The organism is Filomicrobium insigne (genome assembly GCF_900104305.1).
Taxonomy (GTDB): domain Bacteria; phylum Pseudomonadota; class Alphaproteobacteria; order Rhizobiales; family Hyphomicrobiaceae; genus Filomicrobium; species Filomicrobium insigne.
Genome location: NZ_FNJC01000002.1, coordinates 638,581 through 656,865, shown reverse-complemented (window position 1 = coordinate 656,865; position 18,285 = coordinate 638,581). Strand labels below are relative to the sequence as shown.

13 protein-coding genes are annotated in these 18,285 nt (G+C 56.3%); 6 read left to right on the top strand and 7 right to left on the bottom strand.

Features of this window, described 5'->3' with window-relative positions; genetic code table 11:
- The first annotated feature begins 137 nt into the window (after positions 1–137).
- Complete coding sequence (locus BLS30_RS09000) at positions 138–1,628, top strand: ArnT family glycosyltransferase (RefSeq protein WP_052744055.1); 1,491 nt, start codon at positions 138–140, stop codon at positions 1,626–1,628.
- The gene (gene pabB / locus BLS30_RS08995; protein ID WP_082101199.1) at positions 1,625–3,469 is read left to right on the top strand and encodes an aminodeoxychorismate synthase component I; all 1,845 of its coding nucleotides are present in this window, start codon (positions 1,625–1,627) and stop codon (positions 3,467–3,469) included. The genes BLS30_RS09000 and pabB overlap by 4 nt, the downstream gene beginning before the upstream one ends.
- A 43-nt stretch (positions 3,470–3,512) precedes the next feature.
- On the opposite strand, the gene BLS30_RS08990 is transcribed toward pabB, so the two are convergent.
- Both BLS30_RS08990 and BLS30_RS08985 read right to left on the bottom strand, forming a co-directional pair.
- Positions 3,513–3,731 carry a hypothetical protein gene (locus BLS30_RS08990; RefSeq protein ID WP_090228153.1) on the bottom strand — a complete coding sequence of 73 codons (219 nt, stop codon included), beginning with the start codon at positions 3,729–3,731 and terminating at the stop codon, positions 3,513–3,515.
- 483 nt (positions 3,732–4,214) lie between these two features.
- Entirely contained in the window at positions 4,215–6,023 is a 1,809-nt protein-coding gene (locus tag BLS30_RS08985) for a hypothetical protein (protein WP_244512399.1), read from the bottom strand.
- 1,051 nt (positions 6,024–7,074) lie between these two features.
- Between BLS30_RS08985 and BLS30_RS08980 the strand changes: the two genes are divergently transcribed.
- Entirely contained in the window at positions 7,075–7,965 is an 891-nt protein-coding gene (locus tag BLS30_RS08980) for an alpha/beta hydrolase (protein ID WP_046479453.1), read from the top strand.
- A gap of 107 nt (positions 7,966–8,072) precedes the next feature.
- Here the strand turns inward: BLS30_RS08980 and BLS30_RS08975 are convergent, their stop codons facing one another.
- The gene (locus BLS30_RS08975) at positions 8,073–8,606 is read right to left on the bottom strand and encodes a DUF2147 domain-containing protein (protein WP_090228150.1); all 534 of its coding nucleotides are present in this window, start codon (positions 8,604–8,606) and stop codon (positions 8,073–8,075) included.
- Positions 8,607–8,972: 366 nt separating this feature from the next.
- On the opposite strand from BLS30_RS08975, the gene BLS30_RS08970 reads away from it, so the two are divergent.
- From BLS30_RS08970 to BLS30_RS08960, 3 genes are read left to right on the top strand one after another with little or no spacing between them, the layout of a single operon-like run.
- On the top strand, positions 8,973–10,103 hold the full coding sequence (locus BLS30_RS08970) for an ABC transporter permease (RefSeq protein WP_090228147.1): 1,131 nt from the start codon (positions 8,973–8,975) through the stop codon (positions 10,101–10,103).
- Positions 10,100–10,855, top strand: coding sequence for an ABC transporter ATP-binding protein (locus BLS30_RS08965; protein ID WP_046479455.1), 756 nt, complete (start codon positions 10,100–10,102; stop codon positions 10,853–10,855). The genes BLS30_RS08970 and BLS30_RS08965 overlap by 4 nt, the downstream gene beginning before the upstream one ends.
- A complete protein-coding gene (locus BLS30_RS08960) occupies positions 10,848–11,951 on the top strand; it encodes an HlyD family secretion protein (RefSeq protein ID WP_046479456.1) in 1,104 nt (367 codons plus the stop codon). Before BLS30_RS08965 ends, BLS30_RS08960 begins: the two co-directional genes overlap by 8 nt.
- Positions 11,952–12,063: 112 nt before the next feature.
- Here BLS30_RS08960 and BLS30_RS08955 read toward each other — a convergent pair whose 3' ends face one another.
- The 4 genes from BLS30_RS08955 to BLS30_RS08940 all read right to left on the bottom strand — a co-directional run bounded on the left by BLS30_RS08955 (position 12,064) and on the right by BLS30_RS08940 (position 18,251).
- Positions 12,064–13,059, bottom strand: coding sequence for a tellurite resistance TerB family protein (locus tag BLS30_RS08955; RefSeq protein ID WP_090228145.1), 996 nt, complete (start codon positions 13,057–13,059; stop codon positions 12,064–12,066).
- Positions 13,060–13,183: 124 nt separating this feature from the next.
- Entirely contained in the window at positions 13,184–16,309 is a 3,126-nt protein-coding gene (locus BLS30_RS08950; RefSeq protein ID WP_090228142.1) for an efflux RND transporter permease subunit, read from the bottom strand.
- Positions 16,309–17,604, bottom strand: a complete 1,296-nt coding sequence (locus BLS30_RS08945) for an efflux RND transporter periplasmic adaptor subunit (protein WP_090228139.1) — start codon at positions 17,602–17,604, stop codon at positions 16,309–16,311. Before BLS30_RS08945 ends, BLS30_RS08950 begins: the two co-directional genes overlap by 1 nt.
- Positions 17,601–18,251 (bottom strand): TetR/AcrR family transcriptional regulator, encoded by a 651-nt coding sequence (locus BLS30_RS08940; protein WP_046479459.1) that lies wholly within the window; start codon positions 18,249–18,251, stop codon positions 17,601–17,603. The genes BLS30_RS08945 and BLS30_RS08940 overlap by 4 nt, the downstream gene beginning before the upstream one ends.
- Positions 18,252–18,285 lie beyond the last annotated feature (34 nt).

Genomic DNA, 18,285 nt, shown 5'->3' with positions numbered 1-18,285 from the left:
GAGGATTCTCGGCGGACGCTACAATATCAGCGGGCTTAAGTCCGCCTCAACCTTGCAAATCGCCCGCGATTGAGGCTTGCTGCCGCCGGCTGACGACACAACCCCCGTTGGGCCATAGAATGCAGGGACTAATACGCATGAGCCAAATTGCCGGGACGTCTCAGAACCTGCAGGAGCGGGCGTGGCTCGGCGCCTTTGCCGCGGCACTGCTCGCACTGCTCGTCGTGCGCATCCTGGCGCTTGCTGTCAATGGGACGGACCTGTTTTTCGATGAAGCACAGTATTGGTATTGGAGTCTCGAGCCCGCGTTTGGCTATTATTCCAAGCCGCCATTGATCGCTTGGCTGATCCGGTTATCCACCGATAGTTGTGGTCTTTCCGAATTCTGTATTCGGCTGCCTTCACCCTTCCTGCACACGGCTACAGCCGTTGCAGTGTTTTGGATTGGTCAGCAGCTTTATGATTATAAGGTCGGCGTTGTGGCCGGTTTGGCCTATGCCACGCTCCCCGGTGTGTCGGTTTCGGCCGGTATCATCTCGACCGATGTTCCGCTGCTGCTGTTTTGGGCCCTGGCGCTTGGTGCGTTTGTACGGATGGTGCAGGGACCAGGCTGGTGGCCGGCACTTCTCTTCGGTCTTGCCTTCGGATTGGGTCTCAACGCCAAGTATGCGATGGCTTGGTTCATCGTTTGTCTGGCGGTTTATCTTGTTATGACGCCCGCCCGGCGGGATTTGCTGCGGGATGCGCGGCTCTACGTGGGGCTGGGGCTCGGCGTACTTATGATCGTGCCGAACCTCGTTTGGAATCTTGACCATAAGTTCGCGACGTTTTCGCATACGGCCGACAACGCCAAGTGGGGTGGGGCACTCTTCCATCCCGATAAGGCGGCAGAGTTCTTTGGCGCGCAGTTCGGCGTTTTCGGTCCGATTTTGTTTGCTGGGCTCCTTATCATTACCTGGCGCGCGTGTCGGCAGCGGCTACCGGATGCTGATCGGCTGCTGTTGGCGTTTTCTCTGCCATTGATTGCAATCATCACGCTTCAGGCGTTCTTGTCGCGCGCGCATGCGAATTGGGCGGCGGTCGCGTATGTCGCAGCGTGCGTTCTGGTGGTGGCGACGATGATGCGGGATGCCGCGTGGATTTGGCTTAAGACTTCGTTCGGCGTGCATATCGCTATGGTGGTGGTGCTTGTCGTGGGTGTTGCCGCTGCGGGACGTCTTACGCCGCCGATTGGAGCCGATCCTTTTGCGCGGACTTTGGGCTGGGAAGAGATCGCCAAAGCGACGCAAGCTAAACTTCAGGAGGCGCGAGAGCGTGGACAGCCGTTTAGCACGGTGATAACCGACGACAGGCCCGTAACGGCGGAACTGCTTTACTATATGCGTAATGATCCGACACCGATCCGTGCATGGCGCGGAGGCGGGCGGCCCCGAGACCACTTTGAATTGATGCAGCCCTTCACCGGCAGTGACGGCCCAGTGCTGTTGGTGAGTACAGTTGGCGAAAGGAGTTCCGTGATCCGATCTTTCGAAACCTCGGTGCCACTCGGCCAGCAGGATATTCCCGCAGGGCCGGCAGCTAGCCGACGCGTGTCGTTCTTCGCACTCACGGGTTATATTCACGAATGACCACTCAGAACCGCCAATTGCCGCGTCCGCCGGCGTCGAGCGACGCCGTGACGCTGTCGGAAGCGTTTGTGCTGCTGGACAATAGTTCCGGTTCGGCAGAGCCGTCGCTGCTGTTTACGGACCCGATTGAAATCGTCAGTGCAGAAACGCCGGAAGAGGTCGCAGCGGCGTTGGCGCGGATTGAAGCCGGGATCACCCAGGGCTATCATGCCGCGGGCTTTTTCTCCTACGAGCTTGGTTACGTCATGGAGCCCAAGCTCGCTCATCTCATGCCGAAGGAGCGCAACGTTCCGCTTCTGTGGTTCGGGCTATACCATCCGCCCCGGCGCATGTCTGGTGCTGAAGTGGGTGCATGGCTCGATACGACGACGCGGAGTGAAAGCCATGAATTTAGCTCGGTGACTTTGGCTTGGAGCCGAGAGGAATACGAGGCTCGTTTCGCCAAGGTTCAAGCGATGATCCGAGCTGGTGATATCTATCAGCTCAACCTAACATTCAAATCTCGCTTTCAGCTCAATGGTTCACCTCTGACCTTCTATCGCGATCTGCGGGCGAAGCAGCGGGTCGCGTTTGCCGGTATCGTGGACACCGGCAAAGTAACGGTGCTGTCTGCTTCTCCGGAATTGTTTATCGCGCAACATGATCGCGTTATCGAAACGCGGCCTATGAAAGGAACAGCGGCGCGCGCCGGTACGATTGAGGGCGACGCGTATAAGCGCAAAGAACTCGCGACTGACTCTAAGCAACGCGCCGAAAACCTTATGATCGTCGATCTTATGCGTAATGATATCGGGCGCATATCTGAGATCGGTAGTGTGGAGGTGACGGATCTTTTTACCGTTGAAACCTTCAAGACACTCCATCAGATGACGTCGGGCATTCGGGCGCAGCTCAAGGAAGGCGTTGGCTTGGAGCAGCTCTTGCGTGCGATCTATCCGCCGGGATCGATCACGGGTGCGCCAAAGATCCGTGCGATGGAGTTGATCGCAGAGCTTGAGACTGAGGCGCGTGGTGTTTATTGCGGAGCGCTCGGATATCTGGCGCCAGGCGGTGTCACTCAGCTTAACGTTGCAATACGGACGCCGATTGTGATGCGTGATGGGCGCGGGGAAATGGGTATCGGTTCGGGGGTTGTATTCGACTCCCAGGGTGGGCACGAATATGACGAATGCCTTCTGAAAATGAAGTTTCTAACGGACCCGCCGAAGACCTTCGAACTGATTGAGACGATGCTCTATGAGCCAGGCGAAGGGATCGTTCTCGAAGACCGGCATTTTTCACGGCTGGCGGGTTCTGCCGCCTATTTCGGTTTTGTGTATGATGCGGCAGCCGTTCGTGCAGCAATTTCGAATGCTTTGAGTGGGAGAGAGAATGAACGCCTGCGTGTAAGGCTGACGCTCTCGGAAGACGGGATTGTTAAGGTCACCGTTTCAAACCAGCCGGTGGCAAGTCCAGATTATGAGATGGGCTATGTCATCTCTTCCACGCGGCTTTCGAGCGCCAATGCGTTCCTATATCACAAGACGACAAGGCGTGAACTGTATGATGCTGAGTGGGCGGACTACAACGCGGCCTGCGGCGCTGATGAGGTGGTGTATTTCAACGAGAATGGAGCGCTCTGCGAAGGGAGCCGCACCAACATCTTCATCGAGCGTGACGGAAAGCTTTTGACGCCGCCATTGTCGGCCGGTCTCCTCCCAGGAACCTTCCGCGCCGAACTTCTCGCGAGCGGACGGGCTGTAGAAGCGCCGCTTGCCCTTCCAGATCTTGAAAACGCCGATACGGTTTATCTGGGTAATTCAGTGCGCGGACTATGCCGCGCAAAACGGTTGGCTGGCTGAGCGGAAATATCCGCTCAAGCCGTCGCGCTGAGTATATTTATATTCAACGCGATGTTCTGTCGTTGCCGACTGGACCAGCGGTCTGCTGCTGATCCGCGACGGGCACCATACCGGCTACGGGGTTAACACCACCGCGACCGATCAGTGCTGCAAGGAGGAAACCTGCGGCTGCCACCGTCAAAACGACGGCGGCTACAATCCCAGGCGATGACATTCGGATGCGATTAGCGAAATTTGTCAACGTGTACGGTTCCCGGTTCATACGAGAAACGTCACCCAGATGGGCAGGTTGAGGCGAGTCCAAATTGTGCCGCGCGACAGTTGGGCACATGAGAAAGCTAAATTCTGGGTTGGACAGCCGTCGGTTGTGGGTCGCTGAGAAATTCAACGCTAGTGGCTACAGCCCACGTGTCAAACACCCAAGTATTAAGAGGAAGTGGGAGAACAAAAGTACCCAGAACTCGCGATTCTCCAGAAAAGGAATCTTGGCGTCAAAGAACTTCATGATCAGTACAGTGACGGTCAAAATAATCGCTATTAGAAAAGTGATGATCCCCGGTGCCTTAAGCCCCATTTTTTAGTCTCCCGTCCCAAGTCTTTACGGTCCCTCTTGCGGATGTGCCGGGGCAAATCCGCTTCGGCTGACTGCTCTAGCATGAAACCGTACCAATGCGCTGTGGCCTATCCGCCTCTGTTGACGGTCTCACAATCTTTGAAAATTGAGGTCAGGCCTTGCCTCTGTTTGCTACGCGTCGGTGCCAATCTTCGATGGTCGCCTCACGCTGAAGAGGCGACGGAGGAGCAACAGAAGAATGACCAACGCGACCGCCAATGCCCCCAATGAGAGGGGATGTTTATTGACGAGGAGGGACGGGCTGACGCGGCCATCCCAAACGAGTTTGAAATCGGAGGCAACCTTGGTGGGATCTACGGAGGTATCATTTCGCAGCATCATCTCTACAGCTGCGTTCTGATCGGAGCTTGCGACGACAGCATTGCGCACACCTTCCGACGCCAGAACCTGCATTTTCGCCGGTGAGGCCGCAACGGCGCGCAAAACGCGTTCGCGGGGTTCACGTTTCAGGCCGGTAAGGTAGCTGCTTAGTGTCGCCAGTTCATCGCTGGTGAGGCTCCGTGACAATCCAAGCAAAGAGGAGTCGCCTAGTTCTAATAAGATTTCGCGAGCGTCGCGGTTGACACCGGCGAGCCGGGCGATGGCGATACGATCTTTCAGAGCGAGAACGCGTTGCAGCGTGTAGGTGGAAAACGAGTCCGGACTGGCTTGCTGATAGATACCGTACTCGACAACGGCACTGATGTTGTTTCCAGCCACTGCCGACCACTTGAGAGCAGTTTCAAGAGAGCGTGTAGCGCGCGCAATCTCCATCGCGGGTTCTGGCAGACTGGTGATTGCTTCGTTCAGAGTGCCGTTCTCCAGCCGCGTGAGAACCCCGGTTTCGCCTTCACTTGCCAGAACGAGACCGACAACTTCATCCAGACGCCCAAGGTCGGATTGTCGGACGTTATCGAGGAAGGTTCTAAATTCTTGATTGGTTTCGGCGAGTTCGAGTGCTTTCAAGTGCGCGCTGCGGAAATCGCGCCAGACCTCGACGACGCGGTCAGCAGCCGCAGCGCCAATTTCGTCGACATGACTGCGCATTTGCTCACTTAGGCTCTTGGCCAATTCTGCGCGAACCTGATCTTTGCTGGCATCCGACTTCATTTCCGATGCGATGATCGGCAGGACACCGTAACGCAGATCCCATAAGTCCTTCGCGATCAGGACAAGGCCGACGCCGCCCGCCACAACCGAGACAAGGCGGGACAGAACACTGCCGACCATGCGCTGCCCAACGCTCCGCGCGAGATTTGCGAGTTGTCGACGTACAAGGAGAATAGCTGCGCCAGTGATGCCCGCGCTGGATTCGCGTAAAATGGAACCCGCCGATATATCGGCTCCCCCAGCGTCCGACGCTCCAGCGAAATCTCTTTGCGCATCATCGCGAACGATTGCGCTGACCGTTGCGCCGTAGCGAGGCCCAAGATAGCTCTGCAGGCATTGCAATGCCGGTTGGGAGGCGTCGCGGGTTGCTTGCTCGATGCGGCCACCAACTTCCAGGCCGACGGCTGTCGCGAGATCGGCGATAGCCGTTTTCATTGCGTCCGAGCGATAAACGCGTTCGGCGACTTCAGTTGCCAGTTTCTGGGCCTGCTCTTTATAAGCGAGAGACTTAAGCAGTGTGCCCCAGCTTGACTCGTCGCGGACCTCAGCAACAGCGATGTCGACGCGATCATCAATCAGTTGACTGACGTTGTTCTTGCGCCATTGCTCGGCGACAAGGGCGTCGTAGTCGACGGTGCCAAGGTTGGTTCGTAAGGCGCTTGTCGTGACGGCCTTGATCGCGGATCGGAAGGCCTCCTCATCTTGAGCTTTGCAAGCTTCGATATCAGGCAGCGGGATTGACGTTTGGGCGTGAAGTGGCTCCAGAGCCGGCGCAAGTGAAAGCGTCAGGCTCAAAAGTATGGAAACCGGCAAACGATAGGCGCGCAGCAACGATTCAACCTCCGCTCGATAATTTTGCCAAATCCGCACGCGACCAAGTCAGTGTGAAGTGCGCTGCGCAATTTCCGGTAACTATAACGTGCGCGCTTGTGGTTAATAGTGACAACGATTTCATATTTTTCAGATGGCGAACTTTTGAGCAGAGCGCGGTGAAGTTATGGAAATGTGCCGGGGGCGTTTTGCAATTTCGATAATGAGAAATTTGTGATCGGAGAGAGGCATCGCTACCCAGGGAGGTGGAAAGGCCCTGATCACAACGGTGATACATTAACCTTAACATCATATTTCTAGGCGCGTCTGAGGCTCTTTGCTCAGGTCTTTGCGCGGCCTACGGAAATGTCGCATACCTTAGTCTCGTGTTGTGCATATGCCACAATGGACGAGCTATGTCAGATGTCCGTCTACGAATCTACAGCATTGCCACAATTGTGGAGATAAGACGTAACGAGCGGCTTACCCGAATTGTCGCGGGCATTCGGTCATACGGGAGTCACAATTATATTGCGGAAAGTGCCGCGGTCGTGGACGGCGGAAGCGTGACAACAGATGTGTCAATCCGCACACAGAGGGCGTAAATGCGTTGCGTAAGTTATCGATAATGTATCCTTATAGATATGACATTACGAAAAGATTCATTTTACGCGTTTCAATTTTTGGATATTCGCAATTGCGTCACGTTGCCCTATCGTCAAGGCGATACGTTTCGTTCAGTAGGTGACATACAAGCCAATTAACGGTGCCATGACATTCTTTGTCTTATAAGGCCGCCGGAAAGCTCAAATGATAGCAGAGGGAGTTTTAGCCTGCGAATTAGCAGGAGGGTATTCGTCGCGGTGAGGTTGTCGGGATGAGCGGGATGACCAGAGCGGCGGAATAAACCTTCTCGGTAGAGTCACCGAGCCAAGCGGGGGACGCCAATACATTATGGCAGTTCCGTAGGTTACACGCGCGGGAGCATGTGTCGGCTAAAGGTCGACGCTCGCAGTGATAAAGATCGCCTACACAAAGCTCGGCTCGGATGTCAGCGGAAGCGTACAGAAGCATGAACAAAAAGAAGAATACAGGGTATCTGAGCAGCATACATTACGGGGGCGGCAAAGTCGGGGTGCTGTTGTTCCATAGCCTCGGCGGGACGCCCATGGAGCTTAAATTCTTAGCTCAGGGCATTGCGCGCAACGGCTACACGGTGAGTTGCCCTATGCTTCCCGGTATGGCGAATGGTACTGACGTGCTTAGCCTTTCGCGGTGGCAGGACTGGTATGCGGAAGCCGAAAAGGCCTTCGACGAGCTCAAGGCCAAGTGCGATACGGTTCTTATTGGCGGGCTTTCGGCTGGCTCTATTGTCGCGATGCGGCTTGCTCAGCAGCGGTCTAACGAAGTGGAAGGCCTGCTCGTGTTTGCGCCGACGTTGTGGCCGAACGGCTGGGCTATTCCCTGGTATTTCAATTTCTATCGCTTGGTTACGCAGCGTTGGTTTGCGCGGATGTTCCGTTTCAAGCAGCGCGAGCCGCACGGTATCAAGGATGAGCGCGTTCGCAATTTCATGATCGAGGCGTTCAAGGGCTCGGGTCCTGGCGTCGAGCAGGCTTATGCGCGTTCGGGCGTGATGGTGTTGGAGTTCCATCGACTGGTGAAGGCTGTGAAGCGCAACCTAGGTGCGTGCACGGCTCCGGCGATCATCGTCCATCCGCGTCACGACGATCAGAGCAACCTCTCTAACACACTGGTTTTGCAGAAAGATCTAGGTGGATACGTCGAGACGATCGTGCTTGATGACAGCTACCATATGGTTACGCTCGATCGGCAGAGAGATATCGTGATGGAGCGTGCCGTTGATTTCGTTCAGCGCATGCTCGCGCGGCGTGACCAGCAGCGGGCACGTGTCGGAAGCGTTGGCGTTGCTGATGCGGTGCAAGCCGGCGCTGCAGAATAGTTCACGAGAGCTGCGCGCTATTGAGAGAAAAATAAAAGCACAGCGCTTGGAATTGTGCTGTGCTTTTTTATTTCCAGGAACCTTTCTGGAGGCTCTTGGTTGCTGCCTTAGCGCTTACTCCCGTTCGCTTCGGCTAAATCACAATTGGGTAGATCGTCGGGGGCTTTGCGCCAAACGAGAGTTTTGCCAAACATCTTAATTCCAGCGTAGCCGCGGACCTCCAAGACATCGGCGCCTGCGCTCTTGATTTCGACGTCATAGGACTTGCCGACCTTGGGATCGTAGATCCAGCCGCCGTCCCATGTGCCGTCGCCCTGGGGCGTAAGTTGGCCGAAAACCTGCATGCCACACACGGGACGCATGCGCGCATTTGGGTTTGGGTTGTTGGCGTCGTGAAGCGGTTCGCCTTTGCTGTTGAGAGGCGATTTGAGCCAGTGGATGTGGCCACACAGGTAGGTGCCGCATTGAGAGATTTTGACAGCACCACGACCGGTGTCGTCATACCAAATGCCAAGTTCCTGAGGTGGTTCCTGGGCGATCGCTGAGCCTATAGCCGTATGAATGACGAGCGCGCAAGCCGCGGCGGCGCCTGCGGCGATGACGCGCAGTTTCCGGGTTGAGGTCAGTGAAAGACTTGACATGGCTGGGCTTTTCAATAGTTGACGAGAGGGTTTTAGGGGCTGATGTAAACAAAATAAGCGGCGAAAGCTTGGTTTCTCAACTGTAGGCTAATATTTTACACTCTGATGGATCGGGGCTCGGCTTCGAGATAGCCGGAAAATCGGTCGTAGCCTTCAAAAAACTTATATCTTGCCATATGTTAACTATAAAATTGTATTGTAAAACCTAACGATATGGCATGATTTTTCGTTCCCGCGCTAATGGCCCGATAGGAACGCCTTCTAGGCGACAGAATTCGGACCTTGCTAGCGGCACTCTATGCGCCTGCGAAGTTCTTGTTGAACTGATGGCGATAAAAATCAATGGCGCAACGCCGGGTTGGCTAAATGGTTCTGACACTCGCATTTCGAAACCTATTTCATGATCGCGTACGACTTACGGTTACGTTGGTCGGCATTCTCTTTTCGATTGTGCTGGTCGCGGTTCAGCTTGGCCTTTATCTCGGCGCGAGCCGCATGATCACAGCGAACATCGACCAAGCAGATGCGACGCTCTGGATTACGGCGTTTGGGGCGAAAAGTTTCGAGGATGGCGGTGCGCTGCTAAGCACGCGCGAACGGCATCAGGCACTCGCGACACCTGGCGTTGTTTCGGTGACGCCTATCGTGGTGAAGTTTGCCGAGTGGCGTAAACCTGAGGGCGGCTCTACGCGTGTTGTCGTTGTCGGATCCGACGCCGAAGACGGTGCGTTAAAGCCCTGGAATTTGGTGAAGGGGACGTGGGAAGACATCAAAGCACCGGACGCGATTGCAGTTGATCGCACCTATCTTTCTGACTTCGGTGTTCATGGGATTGGCGATTCTGCGCAAATCGACTTTGGGCGCGTTAAGATCAATGCGTTGACAGACGGCATTCGCTCATTCACGCAGTCACCTTATGTTTACATGCCTCTATCGCGTGCGCGGCAGCTTCTCAATTTGCCGAGCGATATTGCGACCTTTCATCTTGTAAAACTCGCACCAAATGCCGATGTCGAGGCGGTTAGAAAACAATTGCTGAACCGGCTTGAGTCGGCGGAAGTTCTGACAAAAGAAGAATTTCACGACCGTAGCCTGAAACAATGGTTGTTCCGTACGGGTGCTGGCGTTGCGCTTATTGGTGGCGCTTTGCTCGGTATTCTGGTGGGCACTGTAATCGTGGCGCAAACCCTTTATTCCAGTACGAAGGATCACATCAACGAGTTTGCAACTCTGCGTGCATTAGGATCTTCATCCGGATATATTCACAAAGTAATCCTAGCCCAAGCAGGCCTCAGCGCTATTCTTGGTTATATGCTAGGCATGATATTGGCGGGCGTGATTGTTTTTGCGAGCCAGTCAACGCCGCTGCCAATTCTAATGACGCCGCAATTGGCGGCCGCACTCTTTACCGTGACCGTGTTCATGTGCGCCATCTCGGCGATATCGGCCATCGTCAAGGTAACGAAGATCGACCCAGCGACGGTGTTTAGCCGATGACCACGAGTAAGCCAGTTCTGGAAGCTAAGGGCATCGTGAAAGAGCTTGGACGCGGTGCGGGCAAGGTCGTCGCTGTGAAGGGCGTTGACCTGTCGCTCGTGCCCGGCGAACTCACGTTGCTCATGGGGCCTTCAGGCAGTGGCAAGACTACGCTCCTTTCGATCCTGGGCTGTATCATGACTCCTACGGAAGGGTCGTTGACCGTCGCAGGGACGAACACGGAGGGGCTCAGTGCCGAGCAACTGGCGGAGTTGCGACGCGCTCACATTGGCTTCATTTTCCAATCCTACAATTTGTTTCCGACGCTATCTGCTCTCGAGAACGTGCGCATCGCGCTCGATGTCCGGGGGCAAAAAGGTTACAAAGCGGCGGCGCGCAGCGAAGATGTTCTGCGCGAGGTTGGGCTCGGTGCCCGATTGATGAATTACCCCGGCAATTTGTCGGGTGGTGAGCAACAGCGCGTGGCGGTTGCCCGCGCCATTGTCAGCTCACCGTCTATCGTTCTCGCCGATGAGCCGACCGCTGCGCTCGATAGTGAGAACGGTCATGCCGTCATGGAGCTCTTGGCGCGGATCGCTCACGAGCAGAACCGTAGCGTTCTTGCCGTGACACACGATCCGCGAACGCTCGGCTACGCCGATCGCGTGGTCAAGATTGAAGACGGTCTTATCGTCGGCGAAGAGCGCCGGCCGCAGGGGCTAGATGCTCCAGAAATTACGGATTTGACAAAGAGGCGCAAAGCTCATGCCTAAAATTAACTCGACCTTGGCAACGTTCGCTATTGCGAGCGTTCTGGCGGCTTCGATAGCATCGACGGTTCTCAAGCAGAGTTGGACCGCGGGTGCAGCGCATGCCCAGACCGCGGCGGAAGTGGATTCAAACTCGGTTATTCGCGCGCGGTGGGCCGCTTCGGCGACTGGGCGGATCGAGCCCAAATCGGGTGAGGTCAAGGTTTCGGCTGAGACCGGCGGATTGGTCGTTGAGATTCCCGTCGCGACGAACGCGCAAGTTCGCAAGGGCGATATTCTGGTCAAGCTTGATGCGGATGACGCATGGCAGCGGGTCGTAGCAGCACGTTCAGAAGTTGAGGTGCGCAAGCGCGAGCGCAGCGAGGAAGAGGCCACAGGGCCTGCGCTTGATCGCCGCCGCGCGGAGGATGCGTTGGCAGATGCCGAACGTTCGCTCTTTGACGATTGGCGGAAATTCGACGACACCGCTGAGCGTGTACGGGCGGGCGATGCGTCTGAGGCCGACCTTGCCGATGTGCGCAAAGCTGTCGATGAGGCTCAGACGTTAGTGCGCGATGAACGCAAGAATTTCGCCAAGGTTGCGGAGCGTTCAGACATGCCTCTGCCGACACGGCTGGAGACGTCTTTGACGATTGCGCGGGCTGAGCTTTCCATGGCTGAAAATGCCTATGAAAAGACGCGTGTACGGGCGCCGTTTGACGGTACGGTCTTGAACGTGATCGCGCGCGAAGGCGAGATCGCAACACCGGGCCCGCAATCACCTCTCGTCCTTTTTGGTAACGTTTCGGGATTGCGTGTGCGCGCAGAAGTCGAAGAGCGTGATGTTTCCAAGATCCGCGTTGGTCAGAAGGTCGTCATTAAGGCCGACGCCTATCCTGATCGTGAATTCACTGGCGCAGTGACTGAAATCGCGTCGGCGCTGGGTAGCCCGCGTATCGCGTCACGTGGTCCGCGTCGTCCCAACGATGTCGATGTATTGGAAGTGGTTGCTGATCTGGATGGATCACCGCCGCTGCTGACAGGCATGCGTGTCGATGTCTTCTTCAAGAAGGATCAGGATCAGCAGTCGTCAGTTACGACGGGCATGAACAACAACTGACAGCCAACGCTGCCTATTGCCTCGGATGGTTTGAGACCGGCTGCGGTAAAAGACAGAAATCGAAAGGGGAGGCGTTTGGCCTCCCCTTTTTTCTCGTATCTAAAGAATATAGCTAGGCGCCAACTTGGCGTGCTGAGGCATTGAGATGTGCAGCCAGCTCTGGCTCAATGTTGAGCCGTGAGGCGAGGCTGGCCAGAAAGTCTTTTTCAGCATCGGAATCGGGTTCGATGGTAATGCGCGCGGCTGTGTAGACCCGGACTGCTTCTTCCTTAGATCGGATCGCTCCGGCTATTTCGTCGATCGATGCGGGGTGATTGAGTTGGGCGGCGAGGAATTCTTCGGCCTCTCCGTTCAGGCCATGTTGGGGAAGACTGCTGAGAATTGCATTTTGCTCGATCGAGTCGACCCGACCATCCGCTGCTGCGGCGGCCACCATAGTGCGGATAAGCGTCAACGCTTCGCTATTGCTGACGGCTGATGGTTCAAACCCTGAGCCTGGAGGAGGTTCGGCTACGACCTCGTCCTTTCCGGTGATCAAAGGCCGACCTTGCTGGTAGTTTTGATAAGCTTTGTAGGCAAGGCCGCCGATGAGCGCCAGCGCACCTATCTTGGCAGCGCCCACGGCGACTGAACGGCCCGTCTGAGTGCCGAGGATCAGGGCGCCGAGGCCGCCCAATGCCGCACCAGCGCCGAGCTGGTTGTTGGCGATCATTTCGCGGACGGTGGCGATCAGTTCTTCTGGTGATTTGCCGGAAAGTTGACGGACGGCATCGCCGACGCTGTCGCTGGCTCCCGTGGCTTCGTCGATCTTGCCGGCGCCTTCACGGACGCCGGAAGTGGCTTGGCCAAAGACTTGGCCGAGAATGTCACCGAGGCCGCCTTCAGCGCCAATTTTTTCCTTTAGGTTGTTGAGGATGTCGCCAATGTCGTCTCCTGACGACGATGGGGGCGCTGCGGCGCCTGCATTTTCTGAGTTCTTGTCGGGAATGATATTGCGCAGGAGGTCGCCAAGTGGGTCGCCGTGTGCTGTTGTATCTGGTGCGCCTGATGTGTGTGCGGGCTTTGCGCCGCCCACCAGTGCATCGAGGAGGCTTTTCGCGTCAAACATGGATTTAGTTCCCTTCCGGGCTGCAAGAAATTCATTTTGCGATGAACGGTGAACGCTAGCTGATAGCGCTAAGTTCGTGGTGTGGGGCAATAAATTTGTTTCCCGATTAACAATCCACCGTGACCTATTCGGCCGAAGCTGCTGGAGAGCCTGACGGAAGCGGTTTTGCGGAATGCGCGGTGGGCTCATCCGGTTCGTCGACGGCGCCAACGAAACGCCCGAAGACACGGCCTAACACGCGGCCCACATCGTCCATGAGAACAAAGACGGCGGGTACAAATACAAGTGAGAGCACCGTCGAAGAAACTAGGCCGCCGATTACAGCGATGGCCATAGGCGCGCGGAACTCACCGCCAGAGTCGAGGGCCAAGGCCGATGGCAGCATGCCGCCGATCATTGCAATTGTCGTCATGATGATGGGTCGCGCGCGTTTGCGGCCAGCGTCGACGATGGCTTCATTGCGCGGGACGCCGCTCGCAATTTCTTCTACAGCGAAATCCACGAGCATGATGGCATTCTTGGTCACGATACCCATAAGCATGAGCACGCCGATGACGACAGGCAAGCTGATGGAGTTTGCTGTTATTGCTAGGGCGACGATGGCGCCACCGATCGAGAGCGGCAGGGAGAACAGAATGGTAACGGGCTGCAAAAAGCTTGCAAAAAGCAGGACTAAGACAGCGTAGACCATCATCAAGCCAGCGGCCATGGCTTGGCCAAAGCTTTCGAACACTTCCGCCATAACCTCGGCATCGCCGAATTGCTTGATCACAACGCCTTCGGGTAGGTTTTGTGCGGTCGGCAGTTTCATAACTGCGTTCACTGCATCGCCCAAAGGAGTGCGACCGACCAGATCGCCTCCGATGAGGACGCGGCGGGTTCGGTCGTAGCGATCGATCGATGTCGCGCCTTGGCTCAGTTCAAAGCGCGCGACGGTGGATAACGGCACTGATCCGCCGGACGCTGTCGGAACCTTGATACTCTCGAGCATGTGCCGATTGGCGCGCGCGCTGTCGGGAAGCTTGACGCGAATGGGGATTTGCCGGTCGCCGACGTCAAACTTTGCGAGGTTGGCGCCGATGTCGCCGATCGTTGCGATGCGGACCGCTTCAGAAATGGCTTGGGTTGTTACGCCGAGGTCGGCTGCAACATCGCTCTTTGGAAAGACGCGTAGTTCCGGTCGATCGAGTTCCGCTGTCGAGACAACGTTGAGGAGTTGCGGGAGGCGATTGGCTTGGCTCGTCAGTGCAGCTCCCACGCGATCAACAGCTTCGCCGTCTCGGCCGGATACGACGAGCTGGAACTGGCGTTGGCCGTTGTCCTGGAGGAACCAGTAGCGCACGTCCGGGATGTCGGCCAGTTCACGGCCGATCTCTTCCTGAATTTCGGCTTGCGGTTTCTCGCGTTTGTCCTTGGGCTTCAACGTGATGATGAGAGTCGCCTTACGCACCTCGGCGCCAGAACCCATCAGGTTGCCGCCGTTGACGAACACGCTTTCGACATCAGGACGGCGGCGCAGGTGGTTGGCAATGCGTTCCGTGACTTCGCGCGTGTCCTCAATGCGTGAGCCCGGTGGCAGTTCAATGGCCAGGAGGGACCGGCTGACGTCTTCTACCGGAAGGAAGCCGGACGGGAGCAAATAGAATGAGCCGATCGAGCAGAAAAAGATCGCAATGCCGAGAAGAACGGTTTTGATGCGGTGATGGACGGACCATCCGACGAGACGCGTATAGATCCGGAGGAGCCAGCTTTCTTTTTCGACGGCTTCTTTGTTGGACCGCATGAAGTAGGCGGCGAGGAGCGGTGTTATCAATCGCGCGACGAGCAACGAGAACGCGACGGCAAACGCCACGGTCATGCCGAATTGCCTGAAGTACTGTCCGGCGATTCCACCCATGAAGCTGACGGGCATGAAGACTGCGATAATCGTGACCGTAATCGCGATCACAGCCAGACCTATCTCGTCGGCCGCTTCAAGGGCTGCGCGATAGGCGGATTTGCCCATGCGCATGTGGCGGACAATATTTTCGATTTCGACGATGGCGTCATCGACCAGGATGCCAGTAACGATAGTTATTGCGAGAAGCGACACGAGATTGAGCGAGAAGCCCATGGTCTCCATCGCCCAAAATGTCGGAATAATCGAGAGGGGCAGGGCAATTGCCGCGATGATGGTTGCGCGCCAGTCTCGGAGAAAAACAAAGACGACGAGAATGGCGAGGACGGCACCTTCCATCAAGGTCTTCATGGTCGATTCAAACACCCCGTAGGTGTAATCGACGGTGTTATCGATGCGTGTAAAGATGACGTTCGGGTATTCGGTTTGGAGCTGTTTAATACGTTCTGCGACTGCGTCAGCTACGTTGGTGTCGCTGGCTCCTTTTGCGCGCGAGACTGCAAAAGCGACGACGGGTTCGCCATCGAGGTCGGCGAATGTGCGTGGCTCTTCGACAGTATCAACGACCTTGCCAAGTTCATCGAGCCGGACGTAGCGGTTGCCCGGTAGCGCAATGCTGGTTGCGGCCAGATCTGCCACGGACTTCTGGCCAGCCAAGGTACGGATTGCTTGTTCGCGTCCGGCAATTTCACCCCGGCCCCCGGCGAGGTTGATGTTGGTTGCGCGGATCTGTTGGTTCACGTCACCTGCAGTGATGCCGAGTGAGAGAAGCCGATCAGGATCTAACTCAACATGGATCTCACGGGTGACGCCGCCGATGCGATCAACAGCTGAGACGTTGGCAACGCTTCGGAGAGCACGCGAAACGGTATCATCAACGAACCACGACAGCTCTTCTGGGGTCATCGCCGGCGCGCGCGCCGAGTAGGTCACGATAGGAAGACCTTCGATTTCGATACGCTGAACGATCGGCTCGTCGATGGTTCGTGGCAGGTCTGCGCGGATGCGCGCAATTGCGTCTTTGACGTCGTTCAATGCGCGGTCGGGATCAATTTCCAACCGAAACTCGATCATCGAGGTGGATGAGCCTTCGGTGATCGTCGACGTTTGGTGTTTGACGCCGTTAACACCGGCAATGGCATCTTCGACTTTTTTTGTGACCTGCGTTTCGAGTTCAGAAGGCGCGGAGCCGGCTTGAGTAATCAAGACCTGAACAATCGGAATGTCGATGTTTGGGAAGCGTGTAATGGGCAGCGTGCCAAAGCTCAGCGTACCAATCACAACCAGTACCATGAAAAGGACCAGGGCGGGGACTGGTCGTCGTATCGACCACGCTGAGACGTTGGTGTTCATTAGTTTGCCTCACTGATTTTGGGTGAGGGCTTGATTGGTCTGACGTGGTCGCCATTGCGCAGAAATGTTCCGGATTTGGCGACGACGACGTCACCTTCCGTAAGACCGGATGTGATCTCCATAAACCCGGCGGCAATAGAGCCGATCTCTACCTCGACGGTTTCCACCTTGCCCTCCACAATGCGCTGGACCATAGGGCGCTGTGCGGTATCGCTTGTCTCGTACAGTACCGCTGACTGTGGGACCGCCAATCCGTTTGTGCGTGACGTTTCAATGGTTCCGCGCGCAAAAGCTCCAACACGCAAGTTTGGGTTTGCGCCAAGAAAGATACGGACGTGACCGAGCCTTGAGGCGATGTCGACCTCTGGTGAGATAAGGCGGACGGTCCCTTCAACCATTGGTCCGCCGGATGCGCTGATCTGAGCTTTCTGTCCGATTTTCAAGCGCGTGAGTTTGGTTTCGGGCACTTCGGCGTCGAGTTCAATCTCGGCATCCGAGACAAGCAGGAACAACGGGTCCTTTGTGCTCGAAACGAGGCCGCCGATGCGCGCGGTGCGGCGAGAGATCAGGCCGCTGGTCGGGGCTCGAATTTCCGTCTTCGATAGTTTCCAATCCAGTTCCCGGCCCTGAGCTCCAGCTTGGTTCTTCTCGGCTTCGGCGAGGAGCAGGCCATGCTTGGCTGCCGTCAGCTGGGCTCGCGCGGTACGTGCTGTCGCCCGGCGCTGGTCATATGTGCTCTCGGAAAGATATCCGGAGGAGCGCAATGGCGTTGCGCGTTTTAACTCGGCTTCCGCTTCATCGAGGCGCGCTTCAGATTCCACGATCAGGCTCTTGGCTCGGTCGATGGCAGCATCGGCACGTGCAATGGTTGCCGTGATTTGGGCGCGTTGGGCCGAGAGCGCCTCGCTTTCGAGTGTCGCGAGCAGATCGTCTTTCTTTACGTAGTCACCCTCTTCGGCCGAAAGCTCCACAATCCGCTGGCCTTCGATTTCCGCCGCCACGAAGATTTGCTCGCGGGCAACAAGAGAGCCCGTGACCATAACGGTTTCGACAAACAGTGCGGGTTGGACTACCGCCACTGAAACTGCAATTGCCGAATCCTCAGGCGCTACGGCCTTGGAGGAAGAGGATTGCTCTTCGGTTGTTTCTTTGCTCGATTTATCTGCGGATTTGTTATCGGTTTTGGATAGCGCGAACTTCTCAGCCAACTGCTTTTGCAGATCGCCGTAGACGTAGGCGTAGCCGCCGGCGGAAAGCACGGCCACGACCGCGATCAGTAGAAGCCACTTTTTCATGCGTCTTCCTCGATCTCGGCAGGTCTGGCCGGCGTCGCGGCACCTGGTTGTTGTGAGGTTGGGTTAAAGAGCGTTTCGACGATGCTGGTGATCGCAGGCAGCAACGGCTTGGCGTCGAAGTCTGGAATAACAGCACGCCGCCACATCAAGCCTTCGCCAATGACGCTGAGGAGTTCAGCCAAAGTTCGCGCATCGAGATCTGGTTTGATGCGACCTTCCTGTTGGGAACGCTCGATAACTTCCCGAAGGCTGCTCACTACAAAACCGTCGACGGAGTTAAAAATCTCACGAATGCCATTGTTGCGTGTGGCTTCCAGTCCGATTTCGGCAGTCAAAATGCGCTTATATTGGGGTTCGTCGACCGTGTAGTACTCGGCAATCTTTGTGAGAGCTGTCGGCAGATCCGGGGTATCCGCGACCTCGGCGAATTGGCGTGTGAGATTGGACCGGTCACGTTCCGCACTACCAGCGATTAGGGCTTCTTTCGAAGGAAAGTGACTGTAGAGAGCGCCAGCACTAATTCCCGCTTCAGCGCAAATCTCAGCCATCGTACATTGATGGAAGCCGGAACGCGCAAAGCAGCGTTCCGCAGCGTCAAGAATGTGCTCGCGACGTGCCGTCAGAGTTTCTGGCCTTAACTTGGGCATGGGTGGCCGAACCGAAAGGTCGAGGTTGGATCGA

Bases quoted from the DNA above. Each gene is read 5' to 3' on its own strand.
- BLS30_RS08970 (WP_090228147.1), top strand. From the start codon at position 8,973: ATGGTTCTGACACTCGCATTTCGAAACCTATTTCATGATCGCGTACGA.
- pabB (WP_082101199.1), top strand. From the start codon at position 1,625: ATGACCACTCAGAACCGCCAATTGCCGCGTCCGCCGGCGTCGAGCGAC.
- BLS30_RS08950 (WP_090228142.1), bottom strand. From the start codon at position 16,309: ATGAACACCAACGTCTCAGCGTGGTCGATACGACGACCAGTCCCCGCC.
- BLS30_RS08940 (WP_046479459.1), bottom strand. From the start codon at position 18,251: ATGCCCAAGTTAAGGCCAGAAACTCTGACGGCACGTCGCGAGCACATT.
- BLS30_RS08975 (WP_090228150.1), bottom strand. From the start codon at position 8,606: ATGTCAAGTCTTTCACTGACCTCAACCCGGAAACTGCGCGTCATCGCC.
- BLS30_RS09000 (WP_052744055.1), top strand. From the start codon at position 138: ATGAGCCAAATTGCCGGGACGTCTCAGAACCTGCAGGAGCGGGCGTGG.
- BLS30_RS08955 (WP_090228145.1), bottom strand. From the start codon at position 13,059: ATGTTTGACGCGAAAAGCCTCCTCGATGCACTGGTGGGCGGCGCAAAG.
- BLS30_RS08960 (WP_046479456.1), top strand. From the start codon at position 10,848: ATGCCTAAAATTAACTCGACCTTGGCAACGTTCGCTATTGCGAGCGTT.
- BLS30_RS08965 (WP_046479455.1), top strand. From the start codon at position 10,100: ATGACCACGAGTAAGCCAGTTCTGGAAGCTAAGGGCATCGTGAAAGAG.
- BLS30_RS08990 (WP_090228153.1), bottom strand. From the start codon at position 3,731: ATGAACCGGGAACCGTACACGTTGACAAATTTCGCTAATCGCATCCGA.
- BLS30_RS08945 (WP_090228139.1), bottom strand. From the start codon at position 17,604: ATGAAAAAGTGGCTTCTACTGATCGCGGTCGTGGCCGTGCTTTCCGCC.
- BLS30_RS08980 (WP_046479453.1), top strand. From the start codon at position 7,075: ATGAACAAAAAGAAGAATACAGGGTATCTGAGCAGCATACATTACGGG.